Annotated in this window: 19 protein-coding genes; 8 read left to right on the top strand and 11 right to left on the bottom strand. The window is 40.6% G+C overall.

The genetic code is table 11. The annotated features are described in order from the left end of the window. Positions 1 to 246: 246 nt before the first annotated feature. From AA650_RS13050 to AA650_RS13025, 6 genes are all read right to left on the bottom strand, one after another. The gene (locus tag AA650_RS13050; RefSeq protein ID WP_053539344.1) at positions 247 to 1,323 is read right to left on the bottom strand and encodes a glucose-1-phosphate thymidylyltransferase; all 1,077 of its coding nucleotides are present in this window, start codon (positions 1,321 to 1,323) and stop codon (positions 247 to 249) included. Continuing rightward, complete coding sequence (gene rfbD / locus AA650_RS13045) at positions 1,320 to 2,207, bottom strand: dTDP-4-dehydrorhamnose reductase (RefSeq protein ID WP_053539343.1); 888 nt, start codon at positions 2,205 to 2,207, stop codon at positions 1,320 to 1,322. The genes AA650_RS13050 and rfbD overlap by 4 nt, the downstream gene beginning before the upstream one ends. Beyond that, positions 2,200 to 2,745: a dTDP-4-dehydrorhamnose 3,5-epimerase gene (rfbC, locus tag AA650_RS13040; protein WP_053539342.1), complete on the bottom strand. Its 546-nt coding sequence runs from the start codon at positions 2,743 to 2,745 to the stop codon at positions 2,200 to 2,202. Before rfbC ends, rfbD begins: the two co-directional genes overlap by 8 nt. Positions 2,746 to 3,211: 466 nt before the next feature. Further along, complete coding sequence (locus tag AA650_RS13035; protein ID WP_053539341.1) at positions 3,212 to 3,865, bottom strand: pentapeptide repeat-containing protein; 654 nt, start codon at positions 3,863 to 3,865, stop codon at positions 3,212 to 3,214. Next, positions 3,862 to 5,262: a DICT sensory domain-containing protein gene (locus tag AA650_RS13030; RefSeq protein WP_053539340.1), complete on the bottom strand. Its 1,401-nt coding sequence runs from the start codon at positions 5,260 to 5,262 to the stop codon at positions 3,862 to 3,864. The genes AA650_RS13035 and AA650_RS13030 overlap by 4 nt, the downstream gene beginning before the upstream one ends. A 168-nt stretch (positions 5,263 to 5,430) precedes the next feature. Further along, complete coding sequence (locus tag AA650_RS13025; RefSeq protein ID WP_053539339.1) at positions 5,431 to 7,005, bottom strand: photosystem II high light acclimation radical SAM protein; 1,575 nt, start codon at positions 7,003 to 7,005, stop codon at positions 5,431 to 5,433. Positions 7,006 to 7,021: 16 nt separating this feature from the next. Here AA650_RS13025 and AA650_RS13020 point away from each other — a divergent pair, with 16 nt between their 5' ends. Together AA650_RS13020 and AA650_RS13015 are read left to right on the top strand one after the other, a co-directional pair. Next, a complete protein-coding gene (locus AA650_RS13020; RefSeq protein ID WP_053539338.1) occupies positions 7,022 to 7,231 on the top strand; it encodes a hypothetical protein in 210 nt (69 codons plus the stop codon). Between the two features lie 353 nt (positions 7,232 to 7,584). Then, positions 7,585 to 7,980, top strand: a complete 396-nt coding sequence (locus AA650_RS13015; protein ID WP_053539337.1) for a DUF1830 domain-containing protein — start codon at positions 7,585 to 7,587, stop codon at positions 7,978 to 7,980. Positions 7,981 to 8,215: 235 nt separating this feature from the next. On the opposite strand, the gene AA650_RS13010 is transcribed toward AA650_RS13015, so the two are convergent. Further along, entirely contained in the window at positions 8,216 to 8,626 is a 411-nt protein-coding gene (locus tag AA650_RS13010) for an AbrB family transcriptional regulator (protein ID WP_053539336.1), read from the bottom strand. A gap of 409 nt (positions 8,627 to 9,035) precedes the next feature. Between AA650_RS13010 and AA650_RS13005 the strand changes: the two genes are divergently transcribed. From AA650_RS13005 to pyrR, 4 genes are all read left to right on the top strand, one after another. Beyond that, positions 9,036 to 9,479, top strand: a complete 444-nt coding sequence (locus AA650_RS13005) for an Rrf2 family transcriptional regulator (RefSeq protein ID WP_039200160.1) — start codon at positions 9,036 to 9,038, stop codon at positions 9,477 to 9,479. 150 nt (positions 9,480 to 9,629) lie between these two features. Continuing rightward, positions 9,630 to 10,580, top strand: coding sequence for an adenosylcobinamide-phosphate synthase CbiB (gene cbiB / locus AA650_RS13000; protein ID WP_053539335.1), 951 nt, complete (start codon positions 9,630 to 9,632; stop codon positions 10,578 to 10,580). Further along, positions 10,547 to 11,044: a hypothetical protein gene (locus AA650_RS12995; protein ID WP_053539334.1), complete on the top strand. Its 498-nt coding sequence runs from the start codon at positions 10,547 to 10,549 to the stop codon at positions 11,042 to 11,044. The genes cbiB and AA650_RS12995 overlap by 34 nt, the downstream gene beginning before the upstream one ends. Next, complete coding sequence (pyrR, locus tag AA650_RS12990; protein WP_039200174.1) at positions 11,029 to 11,565, top strand: bifunctional pyr operon transcriptional regulator/uracil phosphoribosyltransferase PyrR; 537 nt, start codon at positions 11,029 to 11,031, stop codon at positions 11,563 to 11,565. Before AA650_RS12995 ends, pyrR begins: the two co-directional genes overlap by 16 nt. A gap of 169 nt (positions 11,566 to 11,734) precedes the next feature. On the opposite strand, the gene AA650_RS12985 is transcribed toward pyrR, so the two are convergent. The 4 genes from AA650_RS12985 to pilM all read right to left on the bottom strand — a co-directional run bounded on the left by AA650_RS12985 (position 11,735) and on the right by pilM (position 17,123). Continuing rightward, the gene (locus AA650_RS12985; RefSeq protein ID WP_053539333.1) at positions 11,735 to 13,993 is read right to left on the bottom strand and encodes a type IV pilus secretin family protein; all 2,259 of its coding nucleotides are present in this window, start codon (positions 13,991 to 13,993) and stop codon (positions 11,735 to 11,737) included. Positions 13,994 to 14,453: 460 nt separating this feature from the next. Continuing rightward, positions 14,454 to 15,215 carry a pilus assembly protein PilO gene (locus tag AA650_RS12980; RefSeq protein ID WP_053539332.1) on the bottom strand — a complete coding sequence of 254 codons (762 nt, stop codon included), beginning with the start codon at positions 15,213 to 15,215 and terminating at the stop codon, positions 14,454 to 14,456. Further along, the gene (locus AA650_RS12975; protein ID WP_039201367.1) at positions 15,212 to 16,012 is read right to left on the bottom strand and encodes a PilN domain-containing protein; all 801 of its coding nucleotides are present in this window, start codon (positions 16,010 to 16,012) and stop codon (positions 15,212 to 15,214) included. The genes AA650_RS12980 and AA650_RS12975 overlap by 4 nt, the downstream gene beginning before the upstream one ends. 4 nt (positions 16,013 to 16,016) lie before the next feature. Continuing rightward, complete coding sequence (gene pilM, locus AA650_RS12970; RefSeq protein ID WP_053539331.1) at positions 16,017 to 17,123, bottom strand: type IV pilus assembly protein PilM; 1,107 nt, start codon at positions 17,121 to 17,123, stop codon at positions 16,017 to 16,019. 191 nt (positions 17,124 to 17,314) lie between these two features. Between pilM and AA650_RS26480 the strand changes: the two genes are divergently transcribed. Together AA650_RS26480 and AA650_RS12965 are read left to right on the top strand one after the other, a co-directional pair. Beyond that, on the top strand, positions 17,315 to 17,536 hold the full coding sequence (locus AA650_RS26480; RefSeq protein WP_199924243.1) for a hypothetical protein: 222 nt from the start codon (positions 17,315 to 17,317) through the stop codon (positions 17,534 to 17,536). A gap of 55 nt (positions 17,537 to 17,591) precedes the next feature. Beyond that, a complete protein-coding gene (locus AA650_RS12965) occupies positions 17,592 to 18,890 on the top strand; it encodes an ABC transporter substrate-binding protein (protein WP_039201368.1) in 1,299 nt (432 codons plus the stop codon). Positions 18,891 to 18,995 lie beyond the last annotated feature (105 nt).

Raw genomic sequence — 18,995 nt, 5'->3', positions numbered from 1 at the left:
TGTGAAAAGGTTGACTTTGATGAATGGTAGATACTTACTCGATCTCAAACTCTCATTCCTCTGTGTTCTCTGTGTTCTCTGTGGTTCGTTTTTAGTAACTTGTGCGTAAGTCCTAAAGATAAAAAGAAATAATCATGACAGAACATATTGAAATAAAAGCCAGTTGTAGCAAGGTATTTATAGTATTGCTAAAACCAGCCTTTTTATTGAATATTGGTACAGTGTCTAGAAGAATACCTCTTGCCTTCAAGTCAGTTCAATTTGCGAATCATCACCAATTAAAAAGCGTAATGCTTTAGGACGACGGGGGGCAATACTTAATTGGGCGCGTTGTCCAATTAGGCTATCAATAATTCGTTGTTGAATTCCAGTGATTTTAGCACCTTCTAATACTACGCTGTGTTCTAAATCTGTTTCTATCAGTGTTGAATTATCGGCAATACTACTATAAGGACCGATAAAACAGTTTTCTAAATAACAGTTATTACCAATGATCACAGGTCCGCGAATTGTACAGTTGGTAATTTTAGATCCAACGCCAATTTCCACTCTTCCAGTAATCTGGGTTGTAGAGTCAATATCACTCAGAATTGATTTTGTTAAATAGGTATCAAGAATGAGACGGTTAGCTTCTAATAAATCATCTTTTTTACCTGTATCTAACCACCAACCGTCAAGATTACAGGCTAAAACTTCTTTTTCTTGATCTATTAAACATTGAATTGCATCAGTAATTTCTAATTCTCCTCTAGCTGAAGGTTTAATCAGAGAAATTGCCTCATGGATAACTGGTGAAAAGAAATAAACCCCTACCAATGCTAAGTTTGAAGGCGGAATTTTCGGCTTTTCAATTAATTGTAATACTCTGCCTTTTTCATCTACCTTTGCCACACCAAAAGCGCTAGGATTTGTGACTTCCCGTAACAGAATTAAAGCATCTGGTTGTTGTTGAGTAAATTTATCTAAAAATGAACTCAAATCACCTTGTTGAATTAGGTTATCACCTAAATACATGGCAAAGGGTGAATCTTTTAAAAAAGGACGGGCAACCTGGACAGCTTGTGCTAATCCTGCCGGTTTTTCTTGTAAAATATAGGTAATATTAACGCCGAACTTTTCACCATTTCCGGTTTTACTCTTGACTTCTTCCCCGGTTTCTGGGCTGATAATAATACCAATATCAGTAATCCCTGATGTAGCCATTTCTTCAATGCCATACCATAAAATTGGTTTGTTGGCAACGGGTACAAGTTGTTTTGCTCCTGTATAAGTTAATGGGCGTAAACGAGTACCTTTTCCACCGGATAAAATTAGGGCTTTCATAGAGATTTTTCTTGTAATTCTTTTAACATTAATCTGAGTCCTTGTCGCCAATGAGGAGAATAAGTTCCCAAGACTTTGGATATTTTCTCACAAGCTAAGACAGAATAAGCAGGACGTTTTGCTGGTGTAGGATATTCGGGAGTGGTAATGGGGATAATATTTTTGATGGTGAGGGGGAAACCGAGTTTTTCTGCTTCTTCAAAGATAGCTATGGCGAAGTCATACCAACTGGCTACACCACTATTTGTATAGTGATAAATTCCCGCAGTTTCTAATGTTAATTGGGGGATAATTTGGGTAATTGCTAAGGCTATATTTCGCGCCCATGTAGGACTACCAATTTGATCGGCAACTACTCTAACTTCCGGTCTTTCAATACCTAGTCGTAACATGGTTTTAACGAAGTTGCTTTTTCCATAAGTTCCATAAACCCAGGCTGTACGGAGAATTATATGTTGAGGGCAAATATTTTGAATTGCTATTTCTCCGGCTAATTTTGTTTGTCCATATACGCTCAATGGATTGGTAATCTTGTTTTCTTGATAGGGATAATTACTGTTACCATCAAATACGTAATCTGTGGAAATATGAATTAAAAAATTTCCTAATTTTTGACTTTCTTCAGCAATAACTTGGGGGGCTATAGTATTAATTATGTGAGCGATTTCTGGTTCACTTTCGGCTTTGTCTACTGCGGTGTAAGCAGCAGCGTTGATAATTATTTCGGGTTGGGTTTCTCTGATAATTTGGCGTAAGTTTTCAGGTTGAGTTAAGTCTATTTGCGGACGCGCAACTGTTATAACTTTGTAGTTGGATGAAAGGGTATGTTGTAGTTCTGTTCCAACTTGTCCGTTACTACCTATTAATAATATTGATTTATTCATAAACTTCGGCGTTTTTGAAAGTTCGAGCGTTGCTATCTTTAGCTGATAAAATTGGGGGTGTTTTTAAAGGCCAATCTATAGCTAAATCTGGATCATTCCAAAGTATAGCGCGATCGCCTGCTGGTGTATAATAATCTGTAGCTTTATACAAAACTTCGGCAGTTTCTGAAAGCACGAGAAACCCGTGAGCAAATCCTGCTGGTATCCACAATTGGCGTTTGTTTTCGGCGCTGAGTTCGTAACCTACCCATTGTCCAAAGGTGGGGGAGTTTTTTCTCATGTCTACTGCGACATCAAAGATTTTACCAACAATGGCGCGAACTAATTTACCTTGAGGTTGGATGATTTGGTAATGTAAGCCTCGTAGCACATTGTATTCAGATTTTGAGTGATTATCCTGGACAAAGTTGGCTGTAATTCCCAGTTTCTCTGTGAATGTTTTCTGATTATAGGATTCTAAGAAAAAGCCCCGTGAGTCTTGGAAAACTTGGGGCTCGAGGAGAAGGATATCAGGAATAGAGGTGGAGATAATATTCATTGAACTGTTAAATCTCGGAAATAACACTCATAACAATATCATTATTTCAGTTAATCCCTGATCCGAGAACCCAGAGGAACTATAAGTAATTGGACAAAGATATTTACAGTCATTGCGAGCGAAGGGAAGCAATCACAACCCTTGGAATTGCTTCATTTCACTTCGTTCCATATGGCTAACGCCAAGCTTCGCTTACGTAATGACATTACGTAATTAATTCTGTCTCACTACTTATAGGGTTTGCTGAATAATTTGTCTGTGAAGGCAGGGAACAGGGAACAGTTTCAACGATCTGGATATCCTCAATTTTCCAAATCCGACAAAGAAAAATGGGCGTTGCTGGTTAAGAGTATGATTTTGTTATGCCTACGGCACGCTGCGCGAACACGCAGAGGCGCTCCAGTCGCAGAGAGTAAGAGTTTGAAATCATTGATTTTTCAATTTCATTCCCTAATTCAGCAACGCCTTAATTTCGTCTTGCGGCGGTACTAGCTTCCAAAACTGTTCCCCGCAAACACACCCGATCTAAATTTGCCCCATTTAACTTCACTGCATCTAATTCAGCACAGAGTAAATTAGCTCCGGTCAAATCAGCCCCTGCTAAATTTGCTGCTCTTAAATCTGCTTCTTCAAGATTCGCTTCAATTAGTACAGCACCTTGCAAATCTGCACCGCTTAAATCTGCACCTTTGAGATTAGCTCCCGTTAAATTTGCACCTCGTAAATCTGCACATCGCAAGTCAACACTCTGCAAATTTACACCATGCAAATTAGCACCACTTAAAAAAGCACCCGCTAAAGAGGCATCGTTGAGGATTGCTCCCATCAAGTTACTACCCCGTAAGTTGCTACCACGTAAATCCGCACTTGTCAAGTTAGCCTGCATCAAGTTTGCACCCATTAAGTTAGCCCGCAAGTCGGTTTCTTGCAGATTAGCCCCCATTAAATTTGCACCTTCAAAATGACCACCCTCTAATTTAGAACCAGTGAAGTCAGTCCCCACCAGTTTAGCCCCTGTTAAATTTATCTTCCTTAAATCTAGGTGAGATAGATCCTCATCTTCTAAATTTACACCGGGGAGTTGTTTGTTTTGCCCTAATCTAATGGTTTCTATATTCATTTGCTGTACACTGAAATCTGCTCACTACTTTTGCTGTCGGCATCCCAACGGGAGTCAAGTAACCATAAACCGCTGCTGACCTTGGGTGTCATTATCGGTAAATCAAGCCCCTGTTGTAAACCCATCACTAATAAACCTAATGTATCTACAAGTTTAGGATCAAAGCGGGTAGATTGTTGTTTTCGACACTGATCTAGGGCTTGAGTAAATATCTCTGCTTCTCCTTTGCTGGAGTATTTATACTGATTGACTTGTAGCTGAAATTCTGCTATCAATGACAAAATTCGTGATTCTAAAGGAATATCATCACCAGCTAAACCGGCAGGTTCGCCTGTACCATTCCACCATTCGCTTTGGTGAGTGATAATTTGGGCGATCGCTCGTAGTCGTGGCATGATTCGTAATGCTTGCGCTCCTGGGACGAGGGGACAAGCCAGAGGACAACTAGGAGATTGTTCTTGATAAGCTGTTGTTATATGAGTGGGACTAATCAGGCTTTCGGCTTTTTGCAGTTGGTCTAAGCGATGCAAGAGAGCAGCTAGGCGTAATCTTTTAATTTGCCATGCGGGTAAATCTAATAATTGCCCCATTGTTTCAACAACAGATGCTACTTCTGATGCGGCTACAGGGTTACGGCTATCTGCTAGATCAATCAACTGTGCCATCCGCAAAAATGCCTGAATTTCGTTAGATACCAAGTTACGATCTAGAAATTTTTGGTGGGATGCGGTGAGCACAGGTAAGTTACCTTGTCCGGTTTTGAGGTAATCAACAACACGAGAGACAACGGTAGCTACTTCTTCCCCCGGACATATAGCTGGGTGAATTGCTTGTTTATATTGACTCAGTTTGAGCGCTAGTTCGGGATGATAGTCTTGAATGTGAGCGATCGCTAACTCTGCGGTTTCCTCCACCAATTCCGGTTCAAATGTCCATAAACCATAGAATTTACGCTCTAAATCGCAAGTTGGCAACCCATCTTTCCCATAGTCAGCTTCAGATAACTCTTGACAAATTACCATAGCCGTGTAATCGGGAGCTAGAATAATCAAGTGCCACTCCTGCGCCACAGGATCATCAGCAGCTAGTCCCACCAAATCAATGTTAGGTAATTGACCGGTCGGATGTTCAGCAAAACCAGAATCAGCCGTTGCCATAATGACAATTTCCCGGCTGTGTTTTGCGATATCTGCGTATCTTTGAGCCTCTTCCAGATACCATTTACCCTGCTGGAAAGCCGTAATCACAAAAGGATCATTATCTTTCGTTAAAATATGATCTTCCAAAGCATGACAGAGAGACACTAAGGTATTTTTATAGTACACGCCAAAATGAATAGGTCTAGCACTATGGCGGTGAGATGCTTCTAACTGTTGGAGAATTGAACCTTGTAACATGGAATTAATTGGGGATTTCCGATAATACGGCTTATAAGCCGCGTCTACACAGGCAAAACCCACCTGTGTGGGTTTTATTTCAAACCCTTAATTTTTAATTAGTCCGCGCAGGCGGACTTTGTTTGTGTAGCCGTGATTTCTAATCACCCGGGCTAATCGCCAGGAGTTTTAAGATACGCTTGCCAACTGTTTCTCTGGTTTTTCTATCGGTGCAGAAAGTGCATCTTCCAAATCAGCACAACCCAATTTGGCTTCTAAAATATTCATCACTTCTCGTCCGAAGTCATTGGGATTTTGTCGCCAAGCTTGTAAGCAAACCTCACCAAAGAAAGAACCTAATGGTTCAGGATTCCAGAGGAGTTTTTTGGCTGTCCAAGGCATTAAACTCATAGGATCATAACCAGGCTTGAGAATACCCTCTTTAAAGGCATATTCTTCTAAATGGGTATGGGGTTGGAGTCCAATGAAGAAAATAGCAGGTTCAACTTTATCAGCCCCAAAAATCCGTTCTAGTTCGCGGTGATAGGCAATAGTTTGACGAATAGTTTCGGGACGTTCATCAATCACATTAAAGGAGTAGTTAACAGAAACTACATCATTGAAACCGGCGGATTTTAAATCACGACAATTTTGTAAAACAGTCCGCAAATTATAACCCATTCGCATTTTGCGAACCAGTTCTTGAGAACCGCTGGTAATCCCGATTTCAAAATAATTCATGCCTGTTTTTACCATTAACTCACACAATTGGGGTGTTAAGTTGTCGGCTCTGATGTATGCTGCCCAATGGATATCCGACATTCCCGAATCAACGATTTTCTGGAGAAGTTCTACAGCATCATCAATGAATTTCCGGGCGGGGATAAATTGAGCATCTGTAAACCAAAAGTTGCGAATACCCCGGTTATATAATTCTCGAATTTCTGCTACAACTTCATCACTAGGGTTAATGCGGACTTGTTTACCTTCAACTACTGTATAAACACAGTAACAGCAATTATGGGGACAACCGCGTTTGGTTTGGACACCAATATAAAAGTCCTGTTCTTGCAGGTAATAATTAAATTCCGGCCAAATAGTTTCGATGTAATCGTAATTACAAACTGTTTTTTCTAGGGGTGTGGGTTGTTCATGAATTAGCCGTTGACGCGGTTTATTTTCTCCCACTACATAACAGCGTTCATCCTGAAAATCTTCACCCTTGAGTAGTTTTGTGAGTAGGGTTTCTCCTTCACCGACGGAAATAATTGTTCCGGGCGGTAAGCTTTTACCCAACTGTTCATAAAATACGCTAACTGCACCACCACCTAAGACTACACGGGCTTGAGATTGATATTTTTGGGCGCGTTTTAAACCCCGTTTAACTAGTCCCAAATTGCGCCATAATTCTACATAATAAGCAATAAAAATTCTCAACCCGCCCAAAGCACCACGCAATTTTATAAACGGGTTTTTTGCGTAGTAGAATTCAAAGGCGTTTTGGAGAGGATTGCCGCCCCGTCCACCCACTGGGGCGTAAATTTGAATATCTCGCCAGGAAAAGACTAGTAGGGTGGGTTGAAACTCATCAATACATCGGTCTAGGGCGGAAGTATAATCTAGGGGGGGGATTGTGCCTAAGTCAAAAATCCGCTGTTCGGCATGGGGAAATAATTTGTGGACATGATCGGAAAGATAGACAACCCCAATAGGAAAGATAGGGTTACAGGGAAGGCGAACGTAGAGGATTTTAGTTGCGTTCATACGTGGTTTAACTGTAATGCTTGCCGTAGTTGAGAAAAAGACTAGAGGAATTGTGAATTTGCTGCTGACTGGACTAGCATTATCTTTGACATTTCAGTTGTTTTGTGCTATGCAAAAACTTTTGCCGTTAGTGATCAAAGTGAATGTGAAAACTGCACTGCATAAAATTTGCTTGTTATATATAGATGGGATTTATGAACGAAATTTTCATATACATTTACCATAACATCGAGTTTATGAATTTAGCGATGATTTTTCGTGGTAACTCCGAAGATAGATGCAAGAAATAATTCAACTTACCAGGGATGATAAATCTTGGCGTAAAGGGGGGAAATTCTTGGCTGTAAAGGATTTACAGAGATTCTAGCGGATATGACAATGGAGATTCTCGTTTATCGTCTTTTTTGTTAAGTAAATACAGATTTATTTACAAAAATTTTATAATCTCTATATATCTTTAGATAGAAATAATGCAGAAACTCGCAGTTGGTAGTGGCGGTTACAGTAACCGGGGATCATCGGGTGTTAGCTTTACTGATGTAATGTAAAATTGTGGAGCAAATAAGCTCTTCAGCAGTTATGGCTCAGATATTAGATCCTCTACCACCGGAGCATTCGGGGAAAATTCTCTGCTGCTACGTCAATGCCACGAGTAAAATCCAGGTGGCGCGTATCTCCAATATTCCTAACTGGTACTTTGAAAGGGTTGTCTTCCCTGGACAAAGGCTGGTGTTTGAAGTGCCTCCAGAAGGACAAATGGAAGTTCATACTGGGATGATGGCAAGTGCGATTATATCAGATACAATTCCGTGCGATCGCCTGATCATCCATGAACCTAGCTATGATGAGAGACAAGACAACTTATCTCCAGAGATAAATTCTAGTAGTAGTAATCCGATTAAGTCGGAAATTAATAAAAAAATTGTAGATACGACAAAATCTTTACAACCGGTTAAATTGGCATCTATTGATTAAAAACACAATGTTGCTCAATATTGGGGTTGCTGAATTCAGCAGCCTTTTTTATGTGGGGTTGGCTGATAGCGTGACATTAGCCATCCAAGTTTTTTGCAAGGCATAGGAATCAGGATTTATCACTATTACCTGTTGCCTGTTCTGCCAATTTTGGTAATCAGTCAGTTATTCAGCAGTCAGGGTTAAAACGCAACCACTGACAACTGACAACCTACAACTAACTAATGAATATTCATTAAGCTGTAGCTTCTACTTCGGCATCTTCTGTGGATTCCAAATCTACTTGCCGCAGTCGAATATGCTTTTTCCCTAAAGTAATGACAAACTCATCCCCAGGCTGAAGATTCATCTGTTTTGTGTAAGCTGCACCGATTAATAAATTGCCATTTTGTTGGACACTAATTCTATAGCTGGCACTGCGTCCACCACGTCCATTAGCACTAGGTGAACTATCCAACTGAATACCCTCCGCATCAATTAGGGCATTCAAGAATTTCATCATATTGACGCGCTCTATACCATTTTTGGTAATGGTATAGTAGCCACACTGTTTAGCTTTGTCGTCTTTGCTGATGGCTTCTAGCTCTTTAACTTTTTTGAGCAGTTCTTCGCCGACGAGGGGTTCAATTTTTTTCTGTTTAGGCATCAACTTAGGTCGAAAATGAATTTTTGAAGTTGTCAAGTGGATTTTATTTTAGCCGACATTGAACTAATAGGAACATAATCCTTTAATTTTGGGATCAGCCTAGCCAAGTATATTACACTCATAGCCAAAATTGTTGCACTATTATCAATTTTGTTAAAAAATTATAGGAAATATAATTACGATGATGTTGATAGCTACTATAGATATAGCAATAGTCAAGAAGATATCAATTTATTGATGTAGGCAGGGAAGGGGGAACAGGAGAAAATAGCTCTTAGATGTGTAATGAATTTTTTCAAGCATCAAATGGGAGTCTTATGTAGTATTGTTATTTGATTTGCCAAATTATCAAATCAGGTAGGGACGAGGAAAGAGAGATTGGGAAAATAAAATTCATGATAACTGCTATATGAAACTAACGACAAGAGGACACTATAGTGTGAAAGCATTGCTAGATTTGAGTTTACGTCCAAAATATGGACCTGAATCTGTCAGAGCGATCGCCAAACGTCAAAATATTCCTGCTCCCTACCTAGAAAAACTACTCATCGAAATGCGTCGAGCAGGATTAGTTACATCAATTCGTGGTAGCGATGGTGGATACAAACTAGCCAAAAAACCGGCACTTATATCTATCGGTCAAATTTTAGAAGCAGTTGGTGAAAATATTACTAACTTACCCTTAAATAATCCCACACCTACTCAAACAGCAGATTGGGTAACATCCAGCCTCTGGAACAGACTCAACCAAAAGCTAAAAGAAGCCTTGTACAATATTACCCTCGCAGACCTTTATTATGATGCCCGTAGTTGGCAAGCATCTCAAGGAGAAGAAACCAATTTTGTAGTTTAGTAGGGGCTGTCCAGAGTCAGCAATGACAGCGATTTCCAATCATATAAGGTACATCTTAGCCCCCTCATCGCTTGCGGGGAGGGGGTTGGGGGAGGGGTTCTTGTTCCGGGTTTGATGACAATTTGCTGTAGGAGTTAGGAAAAAGAATAAATGACATCTGCTGTTTTGGTTTTCGCTGCCTTATTAGATTACTTAATAGGAGATCCTTGGGGTTGGCCTCATCCCGTGCGAGTCATGGGATGGGTAATTTCTCGCTTGAGTAAACTCGCCCTCCAATATTGTCAAAATCCTCTTTCTCAACGTCTCGCCGGCATTTTCTTAGGGATAATTGTGATAATTGGTAGTGGTTTGGTGGGTTGGATAATAGTTCAAGCTGCCAAATGGGTACATCCATTTTTAGGAATTGCCGTAGAAAGTATTCTTATAGCTAGTTGTTTTGCTTTCAAAAGTTTACGAAATGCAGCAATGGAAGTTCTGCAACCTTTAAAAAATGGAGAATTAGAACCAGCGCGACAGGTTTTAAGTAATTACGTCGGCAGAGATACAGCCAATCTTTCCACAGCAGAAATTCTCAGAGCAGTTTTGGAAACCGTCACCGAAAATGCTACCGATGGCGTAATGGCTCCTCTTTTTTATACTATTATTGGTGCGTTCATTCCTGTTATTGGCGCTGTCCCTTTCGCTTTAGCATATAAAGCTAGTAGCACTTTAGATTCAATGGTCGGTTACAAGGAAGCACCTTATACTTATCTTGGTTGGTTTAGTGCGCGGTGGGAAGACGGTTTAACTTGGTTGCCTTGTCGGTTAACAGTGATAACCTTATCATTATTATCCTTGCAACCTGTAAAAGTTTGGCGAATTTGTCGCCGGGATGCCATCAAAGATCCCAGTCCCAATTCTGGTTGGAGTGAATGCGCTTATGCTGCGGTTTTAGGTGTGCAAATGGGAGGCATAAATTGGTATCGTGGAATAGCTAAAGAGAAACCACTTTTAGGAGATCCTATTTATCCCATTACGCCAGATTCTATTGATCAAGCTTTACAACTAACCCGATATGCGTTTTTACTATGGTTAGGACTAGCAATATTTTTAATACCTTAGTTATCTCCTTATCTCGTTCCCAGTCTCTGACTGGGAATGCTATCACAGAGGCTCTGCCTCTACTATTATTGAAGGCAGAGCCTTCTAGCATTCATTCCCATACAGAGTATGGGAACGAGAAAGCTCTGCCTCTGCTGTTATTGAAGGCAGAGTCTTCTGGAATTCATTCCCATACAGAGTATGGGAACGAGAAACGAGAAATCACCAATTTATCTCGTTCCCAGTCTCTGACTGGGAATGCTATCACAGAGGCTCTGCCTCTACTATTATTGAAGGCAGAGCCTTCTAGTATTCATTCCCACACAGAGTATGGGAACGAGAAAGCTCTGCCTCTGCTGTTATTGAAGGCAGAGCCTTCTGGAATTCATTCCCATACAGAGTATGGGAACGAGAAACGAGAAATCACCAATTACCAATTACCTATCACCTATCACCAATTACCAATCTTATGTCTACTAAAGTAGTTGAAATTCTCTCATCAGAAGAACTGCGTCGGACATTAACTCGAATGGCTTCTCAGATTATAGAAAGAACACGAGATTTATCTCAGTTGTTACTTCTGGGTATTCACACTAGAGGAGTACCATTAGCTTATTCATTAGCTCGTCAAATAGAAATTCTCGAAGATGTCAACGTTTCTGTAGGCTCTTTAGATATTACATTTTATCGTGATGATCTTGATAAAATCGGCTTGAGAACTCCAGAAAAAACCGATATTCCCTTTGATTTGACAGGTAAAACCGTGGTACTTGTAGATGATGTCATTTTTAAAGGCAGAACTATTCGGGCTGCTTTAAATGCCGTAAATGAATATGGTAGACCAGAAGTAATTCGCCTAGCCGTATTAGTAGATAGAGGTCATCGGGAGTTACCAATTCATCCAGATTTTGTTGGTAAAAAGTTACCCACAGCGAAGGAAGAAATTGTCAAAGTTTATCTGCAAGATAGTGATGGACGAGACGCTGTGGAGTTAATTAGTAATTGAAATTAACTTTTTTAGACAATTAAATATAAGATGGGCAGGCTAGAAGCCCACCCCACAATTAATATTTTAATCTTGTGGGGTGGGCATCCTGCCTGCCCTAGTCAACAGGGATACCTTATTTACTCTTCTCCCATAAATCGGGTATTTGGAAACAATCACCAAGAACTAACTAGCGAGGCTGAACCTTCAACCCCCGACGTTCTAAGATTTGCCGTACCTGGGGACTGGGTGTGTAATTATAACCGTAAGCAGAACGCTCTGAGTCATCCATAATTTGAGGTGTAAGTAAGACAATTACCTCTCTGCGCTCATTAGTTCTATTGGACTTTCTAAACAGCGAACCTAGTAGAGGAATATCACCTAAGATAGGCAGTTTAGAAATAGTTGTCCGGTCTGAATCTTGAATAATACCTGAAAGAATCAGTGTTTGACCGTCTCGCAAGCGAAGTTGACCAGATGCCAGACTTCTTGAAGCTAACAGGGTAATATCACCATCAGGACTACTTGTTGTCCCAGCCAGAGAAGACACAGTAGGGGCAACAGACAAAGAAACAAAACCATTATCATCTATTCTTTCTACTTTCACTGTCAAGGTTAGCCCTGCGTTCTTGATGATAGGTTCTCTTAGTAGATTAGTTATTTTAATTCCCCCGTATACTTCTGACGTTAAAGCGACTGTTGCGTTCTGTCCCTCTTGAACAATTAGGGTGGGGTCTGTCAAAATCTTGGCATTGCCACTTGTAACTTGTGCTGTCAAACTAGCCAGAAACTTTTTAGGGAACTGGTATAATTTTGGTAGTTCGTATGTCGGAGGGGTTTGATCTGTAACGCTACCGGATACTGTAGGGGTAGAAGTTGCACCTGCTGTAGGATTACCTGTACTGGAATCTCTTTTGTCCAGAAAAATGTTAGCACTGCTAAGTGGATTAGTTGTAATAGGTGTTTCGGTAACACTACTTGCTACTTCACTGCCTGTAGCTGGTCGAGAACCACCAAAATTGAAAGTTGCTGCACCACCATCACTGGTAAAGTAGCTATTACCAAGACCAAAAGAAAAACTAGAGTTAGAGTCTTGAATACCTAAAAGGTTGACATCAATAATTTTGACGTTCACTACCACTTGGCGACGACGGACATCAAGCTGTACTAATTGAGATACTGCCATTTCCACCATCTTAGGATTACCAATCAATGTCACAGAATTGGTGCGCTCATCTCCTGAAGCTTGTAATCCTCTCAATAAAGGTGTTGAATCTTGATAAGTAATCCGTTGAGTTTCGACTTTTGTTTCTGTGGTTGTTTGAGTTTGGGTAATGGGAGCTACTCCAGTCCCAACAGTTACAGCATTGACACTCGTAACCAATCTTTCTCGGCTGACGGCACTTTCTGCACCCAAAGCCACCAAGAAGTTTAAAGCAACTCCCACTGTTACCTGATTTAGTCGTAAACTCCGCATGACAGTATCACGGGTGGAGTTAGGTAATTTAGTCCCGACAAAAATTGTCCGTCCCGTGCGGTTAGCTTCTAAAGCACTCAACCGCAGTACATAGTTAAAGACATCTTGCACAGGTTCGTTTTCTATATCCAGAGAAATTGTTTGAGAAGTCTTTGTTGCATCCGCACCCTGTGTTTTTTCTGCTTCACCACCGATATAAACTACGTTTAAATTAGCAGCCCGCGCTAACAGTGATAAAACTTCTCTCACAGGTGCATCACGTAATACTAAGCGGGGAACTCGTTCTTGAGTACCTAAATCAATCACTGTGGGTGATGTATCAATATTCGATTGAGTAATATCTCCTACTGGTGGGGCGACGGCTCTGGGTAAGAAAGGAGGCGCTTGGTTATAAGGTTGATTTGGTCCTGCGGATTGGGCAATTTTACCGTCAATGGTGACTTGGGGATTAGGGACTAGGACATCTGGAGGTTTACCTGGTTCATCGGGTTTAGATTCAGGTGTGGTAGCTGGGGCTGCTGATACTTTTTCTATGGGCTTAGTGGCGGTTGATGCTGTTGAATTTGTGGTGGTGGTAAAGCCAAGGGTAAGATTATTATCCTTTCGCATGACGGGCTGATTGCTGGGTGCATCATCAACACCTGTGACTATTACCCGAATGCTATTAGCATCTAATTGTTTAACTTCAATAATCTTGATTCCCGGTGCGGGGTTTTCTTGACGGAAGTTATCACCTTTGGGTAGACGCAGTTGGGCATTAATTACATCTGCAATTAAGGATTTATCTTTTTTAGTTGTAAATACTTGGGGACGATTGCCGGCAGCAGTTTTTAAAATGACGCTGATTCCGCCCTCAATGGGATTGAGTTTGACATCAGTAATTTGTGTTAATTGTGCCAGGACTGGTTGGGCGGCTAAGAGTACACAAGCCGCTGCACTTGATACGAAAACACTATTATGAAACTGTTTCACAGTTCATTCCTCACATAAAATAAAAGTCTAAATTGTCACGTATAGCAGGGAACAGAGAATAGAGAACAGGGAACAGGGAACAGGGAACAGGGAACAGGGAACAGGGAACAGGGAATAGGGAACAGGGAACAGGGAACAGGGAACAGGGAGAATATTTCATTTTGCCTCTTGCCTCTTGCCTCTTGCCTTTTGCCTCTTGCCTCTTGCCTTTTGCCTCTTGCCTCTTGCCTTTTGCCTCTTGCCTCTTGCCTCTTGCCTCTTGCCTCTTGCCTCTTGCCTTTGCCTCTTGCCTTTGCCTTTGCCTCTTGCCTCTTGCCTCTTGCCTGTTGCCTCTTGCCTGTTGCCTCTTGCCTTTTGCCTCTTGCCTGTTGCCTCTTGCCTTTTGCCTTTTGCCTCTTGCCTCTTGCCTCTTGCCTCTTGCCTCTTGCCTCTTGCCTCTTGCCTCTTACCTCAAATTTGATTATTTTTTCGGTGTTGCTGCTGTTTTAGCGGCTAAATCGGTTATTTCTTCGGGAGTTAGTGGCATTAAAGCTTCTAGGGCAAAAGTTGTTGTTAGTTTACCGATACCAATTTGCACGGGGTTATCTTTATCCTCTGACATTTCTGGTGTAGATAATCTAGAGTCATAGTTTTTAACTAACAATAAAGGCTGTAATCGCTCAATGTTTCGTATGATTGATTGAGTTTGTTCAAAATCCCCTTCCATGTCCACAGTGATAATACTGTGTTTGAGTTTATTGTTAACTTCTACCCCAAAACTGCCATCTTCTACGAGAACAGGTTTTTCAGAGGTCGGGACAAATCTTTTTAGTTTGGCTCTAATGGCATTACCAAAAGCTTTACTATTACTGGAATCTATTAACCGACTGGTATCTAATAATAGAGTATCCAAACTTTTTTCATCTGCAAATAAAGCTAGAATTTGTTGTTGTTGTTGTTTGGCTTCGACTAAATCGGCTTCTATTTTACCAATTTGTTGAGCTTGGGTTTTCTTTTGATTAACTTCTGTTTGTAGTTGATCTTGTTTGGTTTGCAGTTGTTGATAGGTATCCCAAACGGGAAGGGCAATGTTAAATAGCATATAACCTGCACCAGCTACACCTAAGAAGCCGACTAAACCACCAATAATAGTTGGTGTTAAGGTGACACCAAAAACAACAGGACCAGAATTTTGAATCTCTGTACCTTGATTGGGGAAATTTAAATCATCACTGAATGTCATTGGGCAATGACTCCTACTTTTTTGATATTACGAAGTCTATCTACTAGTCCGACTGTACCTTTTTTCTCTAATTCTTGAATTAAATCAGATGCTGGCACATTACTTAAACCTGTTTTAATAGTGTATTTAACTACTTGAATGGGTTTAATTTTTAGATCAGATTTATCAGTTTTTGGGGGAAGAAATCCTGTTATGGCTGGTGCATCTATTAATTCTGCTGTGATGATTCTGGTTTCTTCTTTATTGAAAAATTTAGATTGTCCTATACTTAGGGCAAAATCGTTAACTAAGGGATAGGAAATGGCAAAACCAGAAATTTCTAAGAATCCAGCGGTGTTGGTGTTGTTGGGGGTGGTAGCAGCTACGGCATCTTTACCAGGGAGAGGGGGGGCAATTTGCTTAATGGTTTCGATTTGCACTTTGTTAGGAATGCGATCGCGCAAATCCTGTAACATTGCTGACCAAGGACGTATTTGATCAAACACTGTTACTAAGGCTTTATTTTGGGTACGAATGCCGGCTGATTCTGCTTTAATTTTGCTAATGTTGGCTATTTTACTATCTAAGCTCTTACCTTCCTCCTCTAACTTGGCGATTTCTTGGGTGACTTCAGCGGTTTTCCCTTCCAGGATGGATAAACCAATAAATATTAAAGCTGGGAATACTAAACCTACTCCCACTCCTATATAAACTGGGATTAAATTCCCTAGTTGAATAGGTGACTTCTCAACTTTCGTTGCTATTTGCTTTTGATATTCTGGGCGATCTTTAAGAAAGTTAATATCTAAACTGTACATTTTATTACACCCCTCGCATTCCTAAACCCAGGATAATACCCAACCCAGGACGTTTAATTAAAGGATATTTTTCAGCATCTACCTCCAAGGACAAAGAAGTAATTGGATCTATTTGGGTAGTTGGTAAACTCAATCTTTGAGTAAAAAACTCGTCAATTTGTGGTAATCCTCCCCCAGGACCTGCTAAAAGAATCTGTGCGACTTCTAGATTTTCACTTTGATTGAGGTAAAAATCAATGGAACGGCGCAGTTCATCGGCTAATTCTCCCAAAATTCTCAACATAGAAACCATTCCAGGATTACTACCTGTTACCCCAGTATTGACTGAATCTGCTGAGGTTGTGGGAATAGTCATGCTCTCTAATATATCCATATCCCGTGATGTGGGTAGGTTCACGGCTCTTGACAGTGCTGCTTGTAGTTGATAAGTTCCTATTGGCACTGTTCGAGAAAATTGTGGCACACCATTGATAATGATGGCAATTTCTGTACTGTCAAATTCAATATCAACTAATACGGCTGCTTCTTCTGGACCAAATAGCCGCAGTTGATCACGGATGGTGCGAATGAGGGCAAAGCTGTTAATTTCTAAGATATCAACGGTTAATCCTGCCTGTTCAAAGGTATTCAAATAGGTTTGAGTGACATTTTTACGAGTCGCCACTAATAATACTTGTACTTTCTCGATGCCGTCTTCGTCTATAAAGTACCCAAGTTTTTGATAATCAACATCAGCTTCTTGGCGGTCATAGGGCAAATATAAGCAGGCTTCATGGTTAAGTACCATTTCTCGCAATTCTTGGTCATCTAATTCCGAGGGGACGGGAATTAAGCGAACGATCGCATCTCTTCCTGGAATACAAGTAGCCACCCGTGTAGCTTTGATTTTGCTTTGGGCGATCGCTTGCTGAATAATTTCGGACATTCCCGGAGAATCAGTAATTTGACCATCAGTAAATATACCCTCTGGCACTGGTACTGTTGTCAAAGATTCAATTTTTAAGTTTTGGCGTTGTTTGCGTAGTTGGACTACGTTCACCCGTTCCGGTGCTAGTTCAATCCCAATACCTCTATTGGATTTACCAAAGAAACTAGTAAAGGCTTTAACCACTGTTTTACCCGTTAGATTACTAAAGAAAAATATTAAGGTTAAGTAGGTTGGCGTTGAAAATTGTCGTTATGGCAAGGCAACAGGCAAGAGGCAACAGGCAAGAGTGAAGAGGGTTTGGGCGATTTTACGTTTATTTACACAGTTTGGTTTTATTGTGTTCACCTACTTAGTTGTCAGTTGTTAGTTGTTAGTTGTCAGTTGTCAGACAAAAATTTTTACCCATTACCCATTACCCATTACCCATTACCCATTACCCATTACCCATTACCCATTACCCATTACCCATTACCCATTACCCATTACCCATTACCCATTACCCATTACCCATTACCCATTACCCATTACCCATTACCCATTACCCATTACCCATTACCCATTACCCATTACCCGTTACCATAATTGATATATCCTAAGTTCTCTATCCTCTTTTTACCCAGATTAATTCTAAAAATACTACCACCTACTACGATGATTCGATTGCAAAAATTTAAACAACTGTTTTGTTTAGCATTACTAGGCTTATTTACTAGCTGGATTGTTAGTTGTAGCACAAGCAATGTTAATAATAATCCCAAACCTGCGGCTGCTGGGGTTGCCACCATTGAGTTTTGGACAATGCAACTCCAACCGCAATTTACCGACTATTTCCAAGGTCTGATTAAGACATTTGAATCACAAAACCCAAGTATCAAAGTTAAATGGGTAGACATACCTTGGTCAGCGATGGAGAACAAGATTCTAACAGCAGTCTCAGCAAAAACGCCACCAGATGTTGTTAACCTTAATCCTGACTTTGCTTCCCAATTAGCAGGTAAAAATGCTTGGTTAGATTTAGATGCTAAAGTTCCTAGTCAAGTCCGTTCTACCTATTTACCAAATATCTGGCAAGCAAGTAGCCTCAATGGTAAGAGTTTTGGGATTCCTTGGTATCTCACCACGCGACTAACTATTTATAACACCGATTTGTTAAAACAAGGGGGTATGACAAAACCTCCTGCCACTTATGCAGAATTAGGGCAAGCAGCACAACAAATTAAGGATAAAACTGGTAAGTATGCAATATTCGCTACTTTTGTCCCCCAGGACTCTGGTGAGGTGCTGGAATCTTTGGTACAAATGGGTGTCACCCTTGTTAATGCTGAAGGTAAAGCCGGTTTTAATACCCCGCAAGGAAAAGCTGCTTTTCAATATTGGGTAGATTTGTATAAAAAAGGTTTGTTGCCCAAGGAGTCTTTAACTCAAGGACATCGTCATGCTATAGATTTATACCAGTCTGGAGAAACAGCTTTTTTAGCATCTGGTCCTGAATTTCTGAAAACTATTGCCAATAATGCTCCCAAGGTTGCCCAAGCTTCGGCAATTGCGCCACAAATTACGGGTGATACGGGTAAGAAAAATGTCGCCGTGATGAATATAGTTATTCCTCGTGATAGTAAATATCCTGATCAGGCTGTTAAGTTTGCTTTATTTGTTACAAATGATGAAAACCAATTAGCCTTTGCTAAAGCTGCTAATGTTCTACCTTCTACAGTTAAGGCATTGTCTGATACTTATTTCCAGGAAGTTCCTGCTAATGCTACATCGGCGGAAAAGGGGCGGGTGATTAGTGCGGCACAATTAAAACAAGCGGAGGTATTAACCCCCAAACTCAAAGATTCTAAACTTTTGCAAAAATCAATTTACGAAAATTTACAAGCGGCAATGTTAGGACAAAAAACAGTAGATAAAGCTGTGGAAGATGCCGCCCAGCAGTGGGATAATCGGTAATTGATTATGGGGGATTAGGTATACTAAACACGGTTCAGACATGGACTTTTACAAAATTACGAAAAACCTCAAGTCGTCTCATTCCTAGTCAGAGACTAGGAACGA

This window comes from Anabaena sp. WA102 (assembly GCF_001277295.1).
Taxonomy (GTDB): Bacteria; Cyanobacteriota; Cyanobacteriia; order Cyanobacteriales; family Nostocaceae; genus Dolichospermum; species Dolichospermum heterosporum.
The sequence above is the reverse complement of the archived record's forward strand: the minus strand, read 5'-3'. Positions and strand labels throughout refer to the sequence as shown.